The organism is Pseudoalteromonas sp. 23_GOM-1509m, assembly GCF_000518425.1.
GTDB classification, from domain to species: Bacteria; Pseudomonadota; Gammaproteobacteria; order Enterobacterales; family Alteromonadaceae; genus Pseudoalteromonas; species Pseudoalteromonas tetraodonis.
The window spans coordinates 178,004-194,373 of record NZ_KI912432.1 but is presented as its reverse complement, the minus strand read 5'-3'; the positions used below and the strand labels follow the sequence as shown (position 1 = coordinate 194,373).

At 40.2% G+C, this 16,370-nt stretch carries 15 protein-coding genes; 12 read left to right on the top strand and 3 right to left on the bottom strand.

Going from position 1 to position 16,370, the window contains the following annotated elements; translation table 11 throughout:
* The first annotated feature begins 5 nt into the window (after positions 1 to 5).
* The 5 genes from N523_RS0111445 to N523_RS19670 all read left to right on the top strand — a co-directional run bounded on the left by N523_RS0111445 (position 6) and on the right by N523_RS19670 (position 4,875).
* Positions 6 to 554 carry a condensin complex protein MksE gene (locus N523_RS0111445; protein WP_028835095.1) on the top strand — a complete coding sequence of 183 codons (549 nt, stop codon included), beginning with the start codon at positions 6 to 8 and terminating at the stop codon, positions 552 to 554.
* A complete protein-coding gene (locus tag N523_RS0111440; protein WP_028835094.1) occupies positions 551 to 3,343 on the top strand; it encodes a hypothetical protein in 2,793 nt (930 codons plus the stop codon). Before N523_RS0111445 ends, N523_RS0111440 begins: the two co-directional genes overlap by 4 nt.
* A 104-nt stretch (positions 3,344 to 3,447) precedes the next feature.
* The gene (locus N523_RS0111435) at positions 3,448 to 3,999 is read left to right on the top strand and encodes a DUF4136 domain-containing protein (RefSeq protein WP_008109277.1); all 552 of its coding nucleotides are present in this window, start codon (positions 3,448 to 3,450) and stop codon (positions 3,997 to 3,999) included.
* A gap of 64 nt (positions 4,000 to 4,063) precedes the next feature.
* Positions 4,064 to 4,384 carry a hypothetical protein gene (locus N523_RS19675; RefSeq protein WP_231485821.1) on the top strand — a complete coding sequence of 107 codons (321 nt, stop codon included), beginning with the start codon at positions 4,064 to 4,066 and terminating at the stop codon, positions 4,382 to 4,384.
* A 299-nt stretch (positions 4,385 to 4,683) separates the two neighbouring features.
* On the top strand, positions 4,684 to 4,875 hold the full coding sequence (locus N523_RS19670) for a hypothetical protein (RefSeq protein WP_231485820.1): 192 nt from the start codon (positions 4,684 to 4,686) through the stop codon (positions 4,873 to 4,875).
* A 5-nt stretch (positions 4,876 to 4,880) separates the two neighbouring features.
* Here N523_RS19670 and N523_RS0111425 read toward each other — a convergent pair whose 3' ends face one another.
* Positions 4,881 to 5,387, bottom strand: a complete 507-nt coding sequence (locus N523_RS0111425) for a peptide-methionine (S)-S-oxide reductase (RefSeq protein ID WP_028835093.1) — start codon at positions 5,385 to 5,387, stop codon at positions 4,881 to 4,883.
* A gap of 202 nt (positions 5,388 to 5,589) precedes the next feature.
* Here N523_RS0111425 and N523_RS0111420 point away from each other — a divergent pair, with 202 nt between their 5' ends.
* Positions 5,590 to 7,443 (top strand): TonB-dependent receptor plug domain-containing protein, encoded by a 1,854-nt coding sequence (locus tag N523_RS0111420; RefSeq protein WP_028835092.1) that lies wholly within the window; start codon positions 5,590 to 5,592, stop codon positions 7,441 to 7,443.
* Between the two features lie 372 nt (positions 7,444 to 7,815).
* Here N523_RS0111420 and N523_RS0111415 read toward each other — a convergent pair whose 3' ends face one another.
* Positions 7,816 to 8,079, bottom strand: a complete 264-nt coding sequence (locus tag N523_RS0111415; protein ID WP_008109286.1) for a YkgJ family cysteine cluster protein — start codon at positions 8,077 to 8,079, stop codon at positions 7,816 to 7,818.
* A gap of 171 nt (positions 8,080 to 8,250) precedes the next feature.
* On the opposite strand from N523_RS0111415, the gene N523_RS0111410 reads away from it, so the two are divergent.
* The 6 genes from N523_RS0111410 to N523_RS0111385 all read left to right on the top strand — a co-directional run bounded on the left by N523_RS0111410 (position 8,251) and on the right by N523_RS0111385 (position 15,395).
* On the top strand, positions 8,251 to 9,426 hold the full coding sequence (locus N523_RS0111410) for an efflux RND transporter periplasmic adaptor subunit (RefSeq protein ID WP_013465149.1): 1,176 nt from the start codon (positions 8,251 to 8,253) through the stop codon (positions 9,424 to 9,426).
* Positions 9,427 to 9,429: 3 nt separating this feature from the next.
* Complete coding sequence (locus N523_RS0111405; protein ID WP_028835091.1) at positions 9,430 to 12,579, top strand: efflux RND transporter permease subunit; 3,150 nt, start codon at positions 9,430 to 9,432, stop codon at positions 12,577 to 12,579.
* Positions 12,580 to 12,721: 142 nt separating this feature from the next.
* The gene (locus N523_RS19555; RefSeq protein ID WP_013465151.1) at positions 12,722 to 12,898 is read left to right on the top strand and encodes a hypothetical protein; all 177 of its coding nucleotides are present in this window, start codon (positions 12,722 to 12,724) and stop codon (positions 12,896 to 12,898) included.
* Positions 12,891 to 13,178 carry a hypothetical protein gene (locus N523_RS0111395; RefSeq protein WP_028835090.1) on the top strand — a complete coding sequence of 96 codons (288 nt, stop codon included), beginning with the start codon at positions 12,891 to 12,893 and terminating at the stop codon, positions 13,176 to 13,178. Before N523_RS19555 ends, N523_RS0111395 begins: the two co-directional genes overlap by 8 nt.
* Positions 13,179 to 13,455: 277 nt before the next feature.
* The gene (locus tag N523_RS0111390) at positions 13,456 to 14,409 is read left to right on the top strand and encodes a hypothetical protein (RefSeq protein WP_028835089.1); all 954 of its coding nucleotides are present in this window, start codon (positions 13,456 to 13,458) and stop codon (positions 14,407 to 14,409) included.
* 95 nt (positions 14,410 to 14,504) lie between these two features.
* The gene (locus tag N523_RS0111385) at positions 14,505 to 15,395 is read left to right on the top strand and encodes a dienelactone hydrolase family protein (RefSeq protein ID WP_028835088.1); all 891 of its coding nucleotides are present in this window, start codon (positions 14,505 to 14,507) and stop codon (positions 15,393 to 15,395) included.
* A gap of 20 nt (positions 15,396 to 15,415) precedes the next feature.
* Here the strand turns inward: N523_RS0111385 and N523_RS0111380 are convergent, their stop codons facing one another.
* Positions 15,416 to 16,357, bottom strand: coding sequence for a LysR family transcriptional regulator (locus N523_RS0111380; protein ID WP_028835087.1), 942 nt, complete (start codon positions 16,355 to 16,357; stop codon positions 15,416 to 15,418).
* Between the last annotated feature and the right edge of the window lie 13 nt (positions 16,358 to 16,370).

The window sequence follows — 16,370 nt, the reverse complement described above, 5'->3', positions numbered from 1 at the left end:
TGACCATGACACAGATAAACTTAAATGAGCTTTCTCACTTACAAGCCATTAATAAAAAATTAGTCGCGGGTTACCACATTTGCGAACAAGACACTCTAATGTGGCAAGAGCTTGACCAACAAATTGAAGCTTACAGCGCCTTATTCACAGCATTAGGCCATGATTTAAAGCACGACAGTCGTGGCTTTTATTATTTTGCTAGCGATGAAAGCACCCCTAATATGGGCAAAATATCGCGCGCGATAGCGCTCACTATTTATATTTTAATCGAACACTTTGCCAACACAGGTAAAGACCCAATGCGTGCATTATTTGATGAGCCAAACGATTTAGAGCTAATGCAAACCTTGGTACAACTTAATAAACATTTATTTGATCAGCTTGAAATATTCTCGGGTTCTGATTTACGCAAAGATGTGTATTTACGCATGGTACGTTTAGGCCTTGCCCGCGAAGTGGAAGGCGGCTTTATGCTACAGGCGCCAATTCATCGCTATATTGATGCCTTAATGGAAGTAAATGAAGAAACCTTTTTAGGAGAGGACGAGGAATGAAAAACTTATACGGACTGAGTAAACTCGCCCTACTTAATACTGCAGGCTATGCAAAGTGTGTGATCCCACTTGATAAAAGTAGCTCGATTTGTGCGCCTAACAACACAGGTAAAAGCTCAGTTATTAATGCACTGCAATTTCCGCTAATTAACGATTTACGCCTTACCGAGTGGGATGGCCACGATTTAGATGAAACCCGTAAGTTTTATTTTTCATCAGATCAATCGTACATTTTATTGCAAGCCGATTTACCCCATGGCTCAGTTGTCATTGGCGTAGCAGGCTTAGGTAAAATTGCCGGTTATGCACACCAATACTTTTGCTATCAAGGCAAACTTGATTTAGCCCAGTACACCCAAGGCAATACCATTATTAAGTTTACCAAGCTGTTTAATCACTTAAAGCAGCAAGGTTACAACCCGATAGAGCTTAAAGCGCAAGAGTTAAACGCCCTACTTACTGGCGGTGCAACGCAATTTGATGGTGAGATCAATTTAAAAATGATCCCCCTTAACAACGTTCAAGACTCTGCAATATACAAAGAAATATTTCGTCGTATTCTTAATTTACATAAATTAGGCGCAAACGACGTTAAGCGCTTTATGTTACGTGTGTTTGAACGCCACATGTCAAATTCAAAGGTCGACTTTTACGAAGTATGGCGCCGGTCGTTTGATAAAGTAAACCGCGCAAAACGTGAATTAAAAGCCCTTGAGTCAATGCAAGAGCCCATAGCCGCCCTCGAATCTATGCTTGAAAACCAAACCGTTCTTAAAGGTAAACTGGCCGCTTATGCACCAAAAATTGACCAAGCACTGATTGATTTTGATACGTATCAGGAAGAGCAACTAAGCGAACTCAACATCGCTCTTGAAGATATTGAGCACGAAAAACACGAGTTTGAACAAAAACAAAGCCTATACGTTCAACAATCACGCGATATAGAGCGCAAACAAACCCAAATTGAACAGTGGTTTTTAGATTACAACGCTCTTAAAAGTGAATTTGAGCTAGTTAATAAAGCCACGCTCAAAACCAGCTTAACGCAGTTAAAAAATGACTACGAGTCGTTGTCACACTCAATAACGAGTGCACAAGGTCAAAGCCTGCACACCCTTGATTACCGCATTGGCGAAACACAAAAACAAATTAAAAGCTTAAAGTTACAACTTAAAAACTTAGAATTTAATTTATTCACTCGAATGCGTGAAGACTTATCACTGAAAGAAGTTGAAGAAATATCGCGACTATTAAACCCCGATCTTCTCTCCTTTGCTACCACCAGCAATGGCGATATCACTATTGATGACGAAGACGCCTTCGGCGAATTTTTAGCGCAGCTTAGTGAAAACGTAAAAGGCGGTGTACTCACCCTGCCCGGTGCCAGTATTAAGCTTAAAAAACTCTCGCCGGTGCAAATGCAAAGCGGCGAAAACAAAGAGCAACTGAGTGCTCAATTAACCGCACTTGAGCAATCATTAAAAGAGTTTAAACAACAGCGCGAAGTGGCCGCCAATGTTGCAGATAAGCAAAAAGAAAAAGACGCGCTATACGATGAGCTTATGAGTGCTGAAAGTGCACTTAAACGCTTAGAGCAATTTGAAGTGATGCAACAATCGGTTGACGCCCAAGCGATGCTAAAAGAGCAGCTTTTAGCCGAACGCGAACAAGTTGATGACTACCTACAAGATATTCAAAAAAACAGTGGCTCAATTGCTGATAGACGCTCGTTAATTAAATCAAAACAAGCGCAAATTAATCGTCAAACAGAGCGCCTGCGCCAAGTTAAAACCGAGCGTATTGACCACACGTTAGATTTATACAGTGGTAAAGTGACGCCTTACATGATTGATATAAAAATCGATTTTGATAATTTAAGCGATTTAATTCACCACTTTAATAAAGACTGCCAAGAGCTACGTAATTTCGATATAAATGTACGTAATACTTATATGCATATTTACAATGCAGGTATTACCAAATTCGATAACGAAAACGATGAGTTTAGTAAATACCAAAAACTTATTAGCGCGTTTCATAATATTGATAACGAGCGCGATGCAGTTGAGCGCCAAGGTCGCGTTGCCCTCACCGAAGTGGCCGCCACGATTAAAGGCTTACGTGAAGATTTAGACCGCCTACGCCGTGAAATGAATAGCTTTAATAAAGGCATAAGCCAGCATCGTATTTCAAACCTGCAAGCGTTTAAAATTAATATTATCCCGCGCAAAATGTTGGTAGATAGCATTGATACTATTATCAGTACCTCTAACCAAATTGAACAAGGCGACACCCTGGATTTACTCAGCCAAGAGCCGTACAGCGAAAGTGCGGTAAACGACGCAAAAGATCATTTAATTAAACTCGCCTCAGACAAAGCAGGTCTGACCCTCACCGATTTATTTGATATTCGTTTTGAAGTGGTTAACCGCGCGGGCGAAACCGAGCACTTTGAAAAAATAGATTCGGCTGGTTCAAATGGTACGCGTATCACCATTAAGCTGTTATGTGGCATGTTATTTATTCGTTACTTATTAAGCGATCAGGAACAAAACTTATACCGTATACCTATTTACATAGATGAAGCGGCTGATATCGATCCGCAAAACCAAAAGGCGATTATAGAAACCGCCTTGAGCTTTGGCTTTGTGCCAATATTTGCTTCGGTTAAACCGCAAATAAGTTGTGATTATATTGTGCCAATTCGTTCGGTAAAAAACGGCGCACAAAACTGGGTAGATGAAAAAGATTGGATTGAGGTTGAACATAAAGCCTCTCTACTGGACTAAGAATTAATTGGCTATTCATCTTAGCCAGTTACACTTATTTTTAGATTTTAAATTACCCTCGCCCATGGTAGTTTAAACAAACGCACTTTATTGGAGCAAACGTAATGAAACATATATTTATTGTCGCAGCACTGGCGCTACTTACCGCCTGTACACAAACGCCCGATTGGGATTACGATAAATCAGCAAACTTTAGTAACTACAAAACGTTTGCTTGGGTAGAAAACGCGAGCCTAACTAAAGACACGAATAACTACCAAATCAGTGGCCTTATGGAAAAACGCGTTCGCAATGCGGTAAACAACCAACTAAGCCAACAGTTAGGTATGCAATTGGTTGACGTAGCGCAAGCTGATGTACTTGTTAATTACCATGCAAGTGTGGATAAAGAGCTTGAAGTTGACAGCTTTAACGTAGGCTACGGTGCGCGTTGGGGTTACTGGGGCACAGGCTTTAACCACGATGTAAGCGCACGCGAATATGAAGTAGGCACATTAGTTATCGATATTATTGATCGTGAGTCAAACCAATTAATTTGGCGTGGTGCTAAAGATGGTCGTTTAAAGAAAAAACAAACCCCATCACAACGTGAAGCCGCTATTAAGGAAACGGTTGCCAATATTTTAAGTAACTTTCCGCCTAAAGCTCAGCAATAAACTTTAATTGATATTTAAAAGCCCGCATGTTTGCGGGCTTTTTTGTGAGAAAAGGAATTTTTCGGTGACATTTAAAAAGCTCCTAACCCTAAGCTTATTTTTACCCCTGCTTTGTGCGTTCCATGCGTACGGCACTCAACTACAGTTAAAGCCTGGTATATGGCAAGGAATTTATAAAGATCATTTTGAGTACAATGTACTGGAAATTAAAGAAAACGGAGAACACCGTTTAATAATAGCAAGTATCGCCAATGCATTTTATAGAAATAAATCAATTGCGTTTAGCAATAATGATATCAAATGCAGTCGCATTAATTGCACTATCAAACTTGTTAGCCCTAATAAAGAACATCTGCAATTCACATTGATTTTAAGCCCTTTTTAGATAATTCATTCGAGGTGTTAGAAATTTATTCTAATGCAGACGATAATTTTGTAATGTCAAAAACGTACCGATTGTAAGAACAAAAAGGGCAATCTACCGTTCGTACATTTATAGGTAAATACCGCTCTAAAATAGATGAGTTAGCTGCTATAGAAAAGACGGGCCTACATGGTTTTTGGGTAGGATTATTAAATTTAGACGGCAAGCAAGAACTAGCAAGTATTGAATTTCACCCCAATAAAAAGTCGTATTTCAATTATTTTACAAATGGGACCAATGACATAATTAGCACCTCTTTTATGCCACAAGATATTCAAGAAAAAGAGAGGATATTGGAAATAACCACCAGCCATCCACTTTTCGCAAATAAGCTAATTATTCATAAAGACAACCGAGAACTTAAAGGCTATATGTACTCAAACCACAAAGGCACAACACTTCAAACTGGCTCGTTCAAATTATATCGTTTTGAAAGGCCTGAGTACCCTTAAAGCTATCACGATTTATACTTGTGCAATAAATCAATTGGGATATGGCAATAATCATCAGGGTGATTGGTTAAGCGGTCTTGATGCTCGGGATCGCTAGGGACATAATTAGTCAGTGGCGCTACTTGTACCGCTATTTTTTTGGCATCGTCCCGCTGGCTAATATAGTCTCTGGCGATGTTTAAATGATTACTGTCTTGGCTAAAAATGGCGGTACGGTATTTTTCGCCTACATCGTTACCTTGTTTATTGATACTGTATGGGTCAATAATCTCAAAAAAATAGCCGATTAATTCATTTAAGGTCACTTCTTGGCTATCAAAGGTTACTTTAACGCACTCGGCGTAGCCGTCGTATTCCCCCTGTGTAGTATTGCTGGTGCCATTGGCACGCCCCGCCTCCGTGGTTACCACCCCAGGTAAATACCTCATAAATTCTTGTACCCCCCATAAGCAACCACCAGCAAAATAAAGTGTGTGCTGATTTAATGAATGACTCGATTGTTGTGTTTGCATAATAAAGTGACCAATGTAAATAATTTATAGGATGCAGAGTTACTATTTTGTAACGCTAGGTTTGATTATCAAATGCAGTTTTTTATCATTAATGTACAATAGCGCCCAAAAACACCCTAGCTTAGTGAGCTTACCTTATCATGTGATAAAAAGTGATAGGTATTTAATTGTTAGCGCCATTGCATAAAATGAGAATAATGATATGAATCGTGCCCCGCACCTTATTATACCGGCCGTGTTAGCCAGTATTTCAACTGTTGCTTATGCAGAGCAGAGTAAAGAAACAGCAACCATAGAACAAATAACAATTGAAGCGTCACCCACCGCCAATACATTACCTGTTGGTACATTTGATTCGCCTATTTCAAATTTAGAGTACGACCCGCGTGTTGACTTGCAATCACGCAATATGGCTGAAGCACAAGCTGATGTAACGATACGCGGTGGTATTTTTGAAAATACCGGCTTTAGAGTCGGCAGTGCAACTTTACTAGACCCGCAGTCTGGTCACTACTTTGCAGAAATTCCTATTGCACCACAAATGCTAACGGGTGCCAGCGTATTAACCGGAGCCGATAATGCACTTTATGGCATGAATAGCTCGGTAGGTACTGTGTCGTTTGCTTGGAAACCAATAACAACTGGTGGCAGTGTCTCTTTGGGCGCTGGCTCAAATGACTTTAACCTACAAACAATTCATGCAGGTGTGAGTACTCCAATTGAAGCAAACGCTAATTGGCGTATTGGTTTTGAAGGTGAATATTCGCACTCACAAAGTGATGGTTCAATTGATTTTGGCGATCATGACTTTACCCGTACTTCTGGAAGAGTGCAGTTAACTGGGAGCGATTCACAAACTGATTTATTTTACGGCTTACAAGAAAAGTTTTTTGGTTGGCCAAACCTTTATACCCCCTTTGGTGTAAATGAAACCGAAGACTTAGAAACGCAACTGTTAATGCTTAACCATAAACAAGCCTATGCTACCAACAGTGAATTTGAAGTATCGGCTTATTACCGCAAGCATAACGACCATTATGTTTATTCACGAGAAAACCCAAGCGCGTTCCAAGCATTTCATGAAACGCAAGTAACATCACTGGCTATTTCAGGTCGTCATGCGCAAACAAAGTCAGTTGCGGTTAATTACTCTGCGCAATATATAGAAGACAGTATTGACTCCACCACCCTTGAAAATAACTTTACTTCACGTAACTACTTTAAGCTTAGTGTATTGCCTGAATACACAACAGCACTAGCAAGCAACCAGCAACTAACCGTCCGCTTAGGTGCTGCGTTTGATAACACCAGTCGTGATGATTCTGAGCTATCGTTAATTGGGGATGTTAGTTTCAATACCCAAAATAACGATGGCACTGAGCGTACATTGTATTTGTCGTATGCCGAGGCAAGCCAAGTAGCAGGCTACACCGCCATTGGTGGCAATGAATCAAGTGGTTTGTTTAGAAGTAACGCTAACCTTAAGCGTGAAACCACCAAAAATTTAGAGCTGGGCTTATTGCTTGAGCAACAAAGCTGGCAGCTTAATTCCGCACTTTTTTATCGTAAAGATAACAACCTAACCGATTGGACATTTAGCTTTGATTCAAGCTCAGCGCGATTTGCACAGCCGGTTGATATTGACACCACAGGCCTTGAGTTTTTAGCCACTAAACAATTTAATAATACAGAAATTGTTGCCAGCTATACCTACTTACATAAAACAGAAACCTATGGCGCTGAAAATCTTGATGCTAGCTTTTATGCCTTAAATTTTCCTGATCATCGTGTAACGCTCGGTGCAATTTGGAACCCGACGGATATGTTAGAGTTTCGTGTTGATAATGAATGGCGTAAGCAGCATAAAAATGCCCTTCGCCGTTCAGATGACGAGGCACTATTTACTCAGCTGACGTTAAAAATAACCCCAGCTACACTGCAAAATTTCTTTATTACTTTAGCAGCGGATAATTTGTGGGATGAATCGTTTGAAGAAATCCCAGGCACGCCGGGTCGCGGTGAGCAATATACGCTGAGCGCCACGTATAGCTGGTAACAATTTAGCTCAGCGAGGGTGTATCCCACGCTGAGCTTGTTTTTTAAATTGAAATAATAAACAGACTAGCAACAAGCTGACTTAAAAATTTCATACCGCAGCTCGCCCTACTTTACGTACTCTAAAAGCGCAGCGCCTCTTCGCCCTCTTTGTGTATTTATCATTAAAAACGGTATGAACAAAGAGGATTGAATAAGAAGAAAATGAGAAAAGCACGACTCACTAAACCAAGTGATTTTGTGTCTAAGTCACTTACTCTTAAAGCGTAGTGTCTCTTTGCACTCTCTCAGTACTACTTTTAGAAAGACAAAGTAAGTGTCTACACTTTTCAAGCGTATAAATTGTAAATATATGTGTATTTAATACAATAAATTAGGTTAATTGCTCTAATTCTGTAATTAACGTTAATGCGTGTTCATTGGTTGTCCCGCATACATCTAAAGTGGCGCTAAAATCACTACACACTTTAGGGCGCGACTCATCACCAAATAGCTTACATAAATTACGCTCATCCAGCTGAATACAACGTTCTCCGGCCTTTTTACCATTTGGCATACCAGGTATTGGCGAGCTAATACTTGGTGCAATACAACATGCTCCACAGCCTAAACGGCACGCCATTGATTGTGTTTTCATTATAACCTCAGTAATAAATTTCAATTATATTGTTGCTGCTTTGCATTTAAACAGAGCAATTTGTTCTATTTGCAACCGCATTGTGCAATGACTTGTTACATCTTCAAACACACTGTAAACACTTTATTGCGTATCATTAGCCCATCAGCACAATTTATGAAGGAATGCCCTGTGGCGACTAAAAAACAAATAATACTCCCTATCGCGGTCCTTGTTGGTGGCATCGCCCTTGCAGCGGGCTTTTCAGCAATGAAAAAACCACCAGAAGAAAAACCAGAACAAGATACTCGCCCATTGGTTGCAGCACAACCTATTCACCTTGATGCAATCACTCTCGATGTTAAATCATACGGTATTGTGCAACCTAAAGACCGCACTGAGCTGATTGCTCAGGTAAGTGGCCAAGTTATTTCTGTTGCAGGGCAATTTGTTGAAGGTGCCTTCGTAAAGCAAGGGGATATTTTAGCACGAATTGACCCAAATGATTACGAAGCTGATTTAATTGAAGCTGAGGCCGGGCTCGCCCAAGCAAGTTCAGCGCTTGAGATTGAACGTGCACAAGCGCATGTTGCTAAAGCTGAATGGGAACGAATTAAAGCAGACTCAAGCGATATTACCGCTTCTGCGCTTTATTTACGTAAGCCGCAATTAGCAGAGAAAATGGCGCGTTATCGCTCAGCACAAGCAAGTGTAAAACGTGCTAAACGTAATTTAGAACGCACTTATATTAAAGCCCCCTACGATGCAATTATAAACGCGCGCAGCATTAGTTTGGGTTCTGTTGTAAATCCAGGTAATAGCTTTGGCTCACTCAGCGCCACTTCGGTCGCTGAAGTACGTTTACCGGTTGCCGATAAAGAGCTTCAATACTTAAATAATGGCGGTATTGGTGCAACAGTGTTATTTAGTGCGCAGTTCGCGGGCAAAGAAACCACATGGCAGGCAGAAGTTGTTCGCAGTGAAGGGGTGATAGATCAAAAAAGCCGTATGAGCTACTTAGTGGCACAATTACCAACCCCATATGCTAACAAAACTCAACCATTGCGTTTTGGCTCCTATGTTAACGCTAGCATAGAAGGTCGTGCAGTTAATAACGCCATTGTTGTGCCACATCATTTAGTCAAAGAAAATAAAATTGCGATATTAAATGACGATTTAACCCTGTCGTTTAAAACTCTCAATATTATACGTGAACAAAACGGCATGGTGATCGCAGACCAAGGGCTTAATGAAGGTGAACAGCTAATTACTTCTGCCCTTGAATACCCTACCGAGGGAATGGCGGTAAAAATTGAAGACGTTGTAACAACCCCAGACGTTACTCAACTTGCATTGAAACAGGAGTAACTTATGTCTACACGTGAAAAAGGCCTAATTGCATGGTTTGCGCGCAACCCTGTTGCAGCAAATCTATTGATGATATTTATACTTATTGGTGGCATTTTAACGGCGTTTACTATTCGCAAACAAATGTTTCCACAATTTGAAAGTAACTGGATCAGTGTCTCCGCGGTATACCCTGGCGCAGCCCCGCAAGAGGTTGAGGAGGGCATTACCATAAAAGTCGAGGAGAACCTTGAGGGTATAGAGGGAATAAAGCGCCTTATCACCTACTCCAATAGAGGCTCTTCACAAGCGTGGATTGAAATAGAAGAGCAGTTTGACCCGCAAGAAGTACTCGATGAAATTAAAGTACAAGTAGATTCAATTAATACGTTTCCTGCGGGTATGGAGCGCCCTATTGTTCGTCGCGATAAATACGAACAAGAAGTAATGATACTTGCGCTTTACGGTGACATGAGTAACTACCAACTTAAAGAGCTCGGAAACGATATAAAAGACGAGCTTCAGGCACTGCCTAATATTAATTTAGTTAACTTTAATGGTGGCCTTAATTACGAAATTGGTATTGAAGTAAGCCCAGACAAACTGCGTGCTTATGGATTAACGTTTAGAGATATTGCCAGTGCAGTGCAAAGCTTTTCTGCCAATATGTCAGCTGGGCAAATTCGCTCTGAAAATGGCTACATTTCAATGCGCGTTGAAAAACAAGCCTACCGTGGTAGCGAGTTTGCAAAACTACCACTGATCACCCTTGCCGATGGCGCGCAAGTTTATTTAGGTGACGTTGCCACCATAAATGATGGCTTTGAAGAAGGCCTGCAATACTCAAAATACAATGGTAAAAACTCATTGTCGTTTGAAGTAAACGCCTCTAAAGATCAAGATATTACCGATGTTGCTAAAGTACTTAAAACCTATATGGCTGAAAAAGAATCGCAACTGCCTGCAGGTGTTAAGCTCTCTCCTATTGTTGATTTAACTTACTACCTCGAAGGTCGCCTCGATATGATGGTCGACAATATGATTTGGGGTGGCTTACTAGTTATGTTGGTATTAGCGCTGTTTTTACCATTACGTTTAGCTTTTTGGGTAATGATGGGTTTACCTGTGTCATTTTTAGGTGCCTTTTTGTTTATGCCAATTGGCTTTTTAGATGTCACCATTAACTTAGCCTCGTTATTTGCCTTTATACTGGTGCTTGGGATAGTGGTTGATGACGCCATTGTTGTGGGCGAATCTGCTAGTGCTGAAATAGAAAAACACGGCCATACACTCGATAACGTAGTACGCGGCGTAAAACGCGTGGCAATGCCAGCCACATTTGGCGTACTTACCACTATTGCGGCATTTTTACCGCAAACTCTTGCCACAGGCCCTGGTGCGGCTTTTTCTAAAGCCATTGGTGGGGTGATTATTTTATGTTTAATTTTCTCACTGATTGAATCAAAACTTATTTTGCCGGCACATATTGCGGCAATGAAAGACCGTAAACCAAATCCAAAAAACCCGCTTCACCGTGCACGTAAAGTAATGGATAACGGCCTAAAAAGTTTTGTTGATAACTACTACACCCCGTTTGTTGGTCGCTGCATTCATTATCGCTATACCGTAATTGTCGGTTTTATGTGTTTACTGATTGTCAGTGCGGGAATGTTTGCCGGTGGTTTAGTTAAATTTGTGCCTAATCCTAAAATACCGCACGATTTTCCACGCATTGATATAGAAATGAACTTAGCGTCTTCTGAGCAAGCAACGCTTGAGACAGCTAAAAAAGTAGAGCAGCTAATACTGAGCGTTGATAACCAGCTCAAAGAGCAATACGGTAAACCGATGATCCGCGATTTATCAGTTAGCTTACGTGGGCGAACGCAAGCAAACATTATGGCTATTTTAGTTGAACCCGACCTGCGCCCTATTGATACCTTTGCACTGAGTGCCTTATGGCGCGAACAAATGCCTAACTTACCGGGTGTTAAAACCCTAACCATTCAAGACAGTATTATGAACGGGGGTCGAGACGATGGCGATGTAAGCTTCAAACTCGAAGGTAAAAATGCACAAGTACTTAAAGAAGTCGCTGGTAAGCTTAAAACCAAGTTACAAAGTATGGAAGGCGTAGGCGATGTTAATGACTCAATGCAAAGCGCTACCGATGAAGTACAGCTAGATTTAAAACCACTTGCTTACAGCATGGGGCTAACCCTTGCCGATGTGGCCTCACAAGTGAGTTTTAGTTATTACGGTTTAGAAGCACAACGTATTCTTCGCGAAGGTGAAGAAATTAAAGTGATGATCCGCTACCCAGAAGATGAGCGTAACTCAATCAGCGATATCGACAGCGTACGTATTATCACCCCCACAGGCGCTGAAGTACCATTAAGTGAAGTTGCTAATATTTCATTAGTTGATGGGGTTAATCGTATTCGCCGTGAAAATTCAAAACGTACAGTAAACGTGTGGGCTGCGGTAAATACTGACCAAGTAGAACCCTTTGCCATTGCACAACAAATTCGTGATGAGTACTTACCTTCATTACTTAAAAACTACCCAGGGGTACAAAGTAATGTGGCTGGTCGTATTCAAGAGGAAATGGATAGCGCTGATGAGCAATTACGTGACTTTGCGCTATCGATGATCATAATTTTTGCATTATTGGCTATTCCTCTGCGCTCTTACTCGCAACCATTAATTATTATGTCGGTCATTCCATTTGGTGTGGTTGGCGCCATGTTTGGCCACATGGTACTAGGTATGACCATGAGCAGCTTATCGATGTTTGGCATTATTGCGGTAGCCGGTGTGGTGGTTAATGACTCACTCGTGATGGTAGATTTTGTAAACAAAGCGCGTGCTGAAGGCGTGGCAATAAAACAAGCGGTAATGCAAGCCGGTGCACGTCGCTTTAGAGCCATATTACTAACTTCAATCACCACCTTTATTGGGGTCATGCCGATTATTATGGAAACCAGCTTACAAGCAAAAATTGTAATACCTATGGCGGTATCGCTCGCTTTTGGTGTGCTGTTTGCCACGGTAATAACGCTTATTCTTATACCGTGTCAGTATGTTGCGCTTGAAGATGCAAAACGCCTGATCCGCAAATGGCGCGGTAAAGATGCCCTAGTCGATGGCCAACCAGCAACGACGAATCACTAAATTAAGTAAAATCCCAACCAAAAAAGCTCGGTATTATTATGCCGAGCTTTTTATTTATAGTTAAAAAATAGCATTCAACTATTTGCCAGTTTGTCTCCCTACTGGTAATTTAACTCTAAACTTTGCTCTTAAAGGATTAACCATGGGCACATTTCAGCTTATCTTATTTATCGTCTTTGCCGTATTGACTACTCTGGGTTACAAAAAGAACAACCGCAATTTAATGCTATTGGGTGCAATAACTATTTCTTTTGCATTTGTAGGATTAGAATTTTTACTCGGGTTTGATGAAGGATTATCAAGGACTAACTATGAATAAAAAAGTAATACATTGGCCAAGTATGTCACTTTATTTAATCGCCTTATTCACGTTTATCGGTGGCATTATTGACTCCACCTATTCGAGCTTCCTCATTGGCTTTGGCTTTTGTTTTATGGGCTTTGCAAGCATTCGCTTAATCCCTGCAAACTTTCTTACTCGTAAACTAACTAGCCCTGTAGCGGAAACTCTCGTTCGCAAAAGAGATATAGCAACACAAATTATCGGATTTTTATTACTCATTACTGGGTTAGCTTTATCTATGTTGTTCAACGTTTAATTGCGTGATTAAAAAGATCCTATGATGAGCATAGTAAACTGCTCGTTTTTTTACGCTGCTGGGTGCAATAACTATTTCTTTTTCATTTGCCGGATTGGGATTTTTACTCGGGTTTGATGAAGGATTATCAGGGACTAATTATGAATAAAACTTACAAAGCTATATAAGTTCACATTATTCAAATTCACTTTGACTCAGATTCTATGGGTTCTTAAATATTAGGCAATTAAGGTTTTAGCTTTTTACAAAAATTGTATATATAGAAAAAGGAGTTTTAATGCGCTTTATAACACTAATCCTGTCTTTTATAGTTCTTTTGAGTGGATGCCAGAACTTTATTGCCAAACAAATAACGAAGCCTGTTAGACCAGTAATTTTTGATAAATCGGTATTGAATAGCAATGTAACGGGCCAGAAAACCCAATACTGTATAAGTAAAAAACAGTGTGTAAACTTTTTATACACCTCACCAACAATACTTTATAAAGGCAAAATAATTTCAACGGTTACACTCAATTTTAAATTAAAAAATGGCACAACAATTAAAACGTTTGAGGAAACCTTAAATCATACAAATAAACACCCTGTTAAAAAAAATCATTTAATCATTTTACTTCCAGGTTATGGTATTGATTATACAATCTATGGAATACAATCACGCTGGCTTGCTCATTTTACAGGAGCCGACGTTGTTGTTGCCCCTTCGCCTAACCAAAATGAACCATTTGACTTTGGTTTAGTAAATGCAAATATTGTGAGTGAATATATAAAGTCGCAAAAATATGAAAATATATCTCTTGTTAGCTATTCAATGGGTGCAGTTGCGAGCAATCACATAATAGGCAAGCTGAATATTAATAAACACATACTTATTGCTCCTATGATTAATTTTAAAACTGCATTAAATACTATAGCTAGGTTAACCCACCCTATTTATAGCACATTTTTAGGGGATGATTATTTGAACGAAGTGGCTAATAAAATAATTGAAGAAAGTGGAGTTCCGCCTTACAAGCTTAATCTATTCAATATACTTAGTGCACCTAGTTACACTAAAAAAACTTACATCTTTGCAAGTAACGCTGACAAAGTAAGTCCATATAGTGATTTATACACTCTCAATAATAAAAATATAACTATTAACGAGGTAAAAAGTTTAAATCATCCTGAAATGGTTGCTTTAATATCAAAGCAACAAAGAGAGGCTATTCTTTTATTACTTAACGAGTAGTTTTATATCAATTACAATAATTAAAGGAAAACTGCTCGTTTTTTACACCTTTTACGTTATGGTATTTAATAATCATAATAAAATAAGGCACAACTATGACCTCCCCTCAGTCTGAACACATTCCTCAAGAAGCATTTGATTGGTATGACGAATACGCTCATGGTTTAATTGATAGACGCACGTTCATGAAAAAGCTTGGTGGCTTAGCCGCATTGGGCTTTTCGATGACGGTGCTTACAGGTGCATTATTACCTAATTACGCTCAAGCTGAGCAAGTCTCATTTAACGACGATGACATAAAAGCCACTTACCAAGAATTTGATTCGCCTGATGGCCATGGTTCGGGCAAAGGCTATTTAGTGGTTCCAAAAAATACACAAGGCAAGCTACCTGTTGTATTAGTAGTACACGAGAATCGCGGCTTAAATCCGTATGTAAAAGATGTTGCAAGGCGACTGGCTAAAGCCGGCTTTATTGCCTTTGCCCCTGATGCGTTGCACCCACTGGGTGGCTACCCAGGCAACGACGATGAAGGTCGAGCCATGCAGCGCACGATGGATCGCGTTAAAATACAAAATGATTTTGTTGCCGCCGCGCATTTTTTGAAGGCGCATCCAAATAGTAATGGTAAATTAGGTGCCGTTGGTTTTTGTTTTGGTGGCTATATTGTTAACTATTTAGCTGCCGTAGACAGTAATTTATTGACTGCGGGCGTGCCCTTTTATGGCACACCTGCAAGTGAAAGCTTACACAAAAATATAAAAGCGCCGTTAATGATTCAATTAGGTGAACTTGATAAACGGGTTAACGCTACATGGCCTGAGTATGAGCAAAGCTTAAAAGCTAACAATGTTGATTACACTATGCACATGTACGAAGGCGCGAATCATGGTTTTCATAACGATTCAACTGGCCGCTACGATGAAAAAAATGCCGAACTTGCATGGCAGCGTACATTAGCATTTTTTAATAACCACTTAAGTTAACATTACTAAGCGTGTATTTGTTACTCGTTAATTAATACACGTTTATCAACAATTCCCTCTTTTACTAGCTGATTCAATAAGTGAGCGGTTTTTTCTCTGCACACATCGCGTAGTAGTCGTACAGCGGGAGTAATCGATTGTCTGCTTGGGCAAATAAGCCACAGCTCCCCTTGGGTGTGCTGATAGTTTGGCATCACAGTAACAACGCGTTTATTTAATAAGTCATCAGCAATATCTAACGCCGATTTAACTGCTAAACCTTTATCTGCCACACACCAGCGCCTTACTAAATCGCCATCGTTTGAGGCACGTCTGCCCTGCATTTTTACTTTGTATTTTTTTTGGCCATCGGTAAACTCCCATACATTATTGATAATATCTTGCAGCTGATAAAATAACCCGTGATGCTGCGCTAAATCATCAGGGTGCTCTGGCTCACCATATTTAGCTAAATAGGTAGGTGTAGCACAGAGTAGTCGCGGTACGTTGCAAATTTTAAATCCATAAACACTGCTATCACTTGGGGAGCCATAACGCAGTGCAATATCAACCGAATCACGAAAAAAATCGATATTGCTATCGCTAATGTGCGTACGCAAGCTCACACTTGGGTACCTATCCATAATTTCATCAATCCAGGGGATCACTAGGTTGCGCCCTAAATCAGATGAAGTAGCCACCCGCAATTCTCCCTCAATAGCATCATGTTCTCCTTTGAGGTTTTGCCTTGCCGTTTCAAGTACAGCCAGAGCTTGTTCGCATTGGGGTATGTACCGCTCCCCTGCACTGGATAAACGCAAATGGCGAGTTGTTCTAATAAATAATTCGCAGCCAAGGGCTGATTCTACGCGCTTAATAGCCGCACTGGCGGTTGCTGTGCGCATATCTAACTTAGCAGCAGCTAAAGTAATACTTCGACACTCTGCTACTTTTAAAATCAGTTTTAAGTCATCAATCTGCATATTATCTATTTTT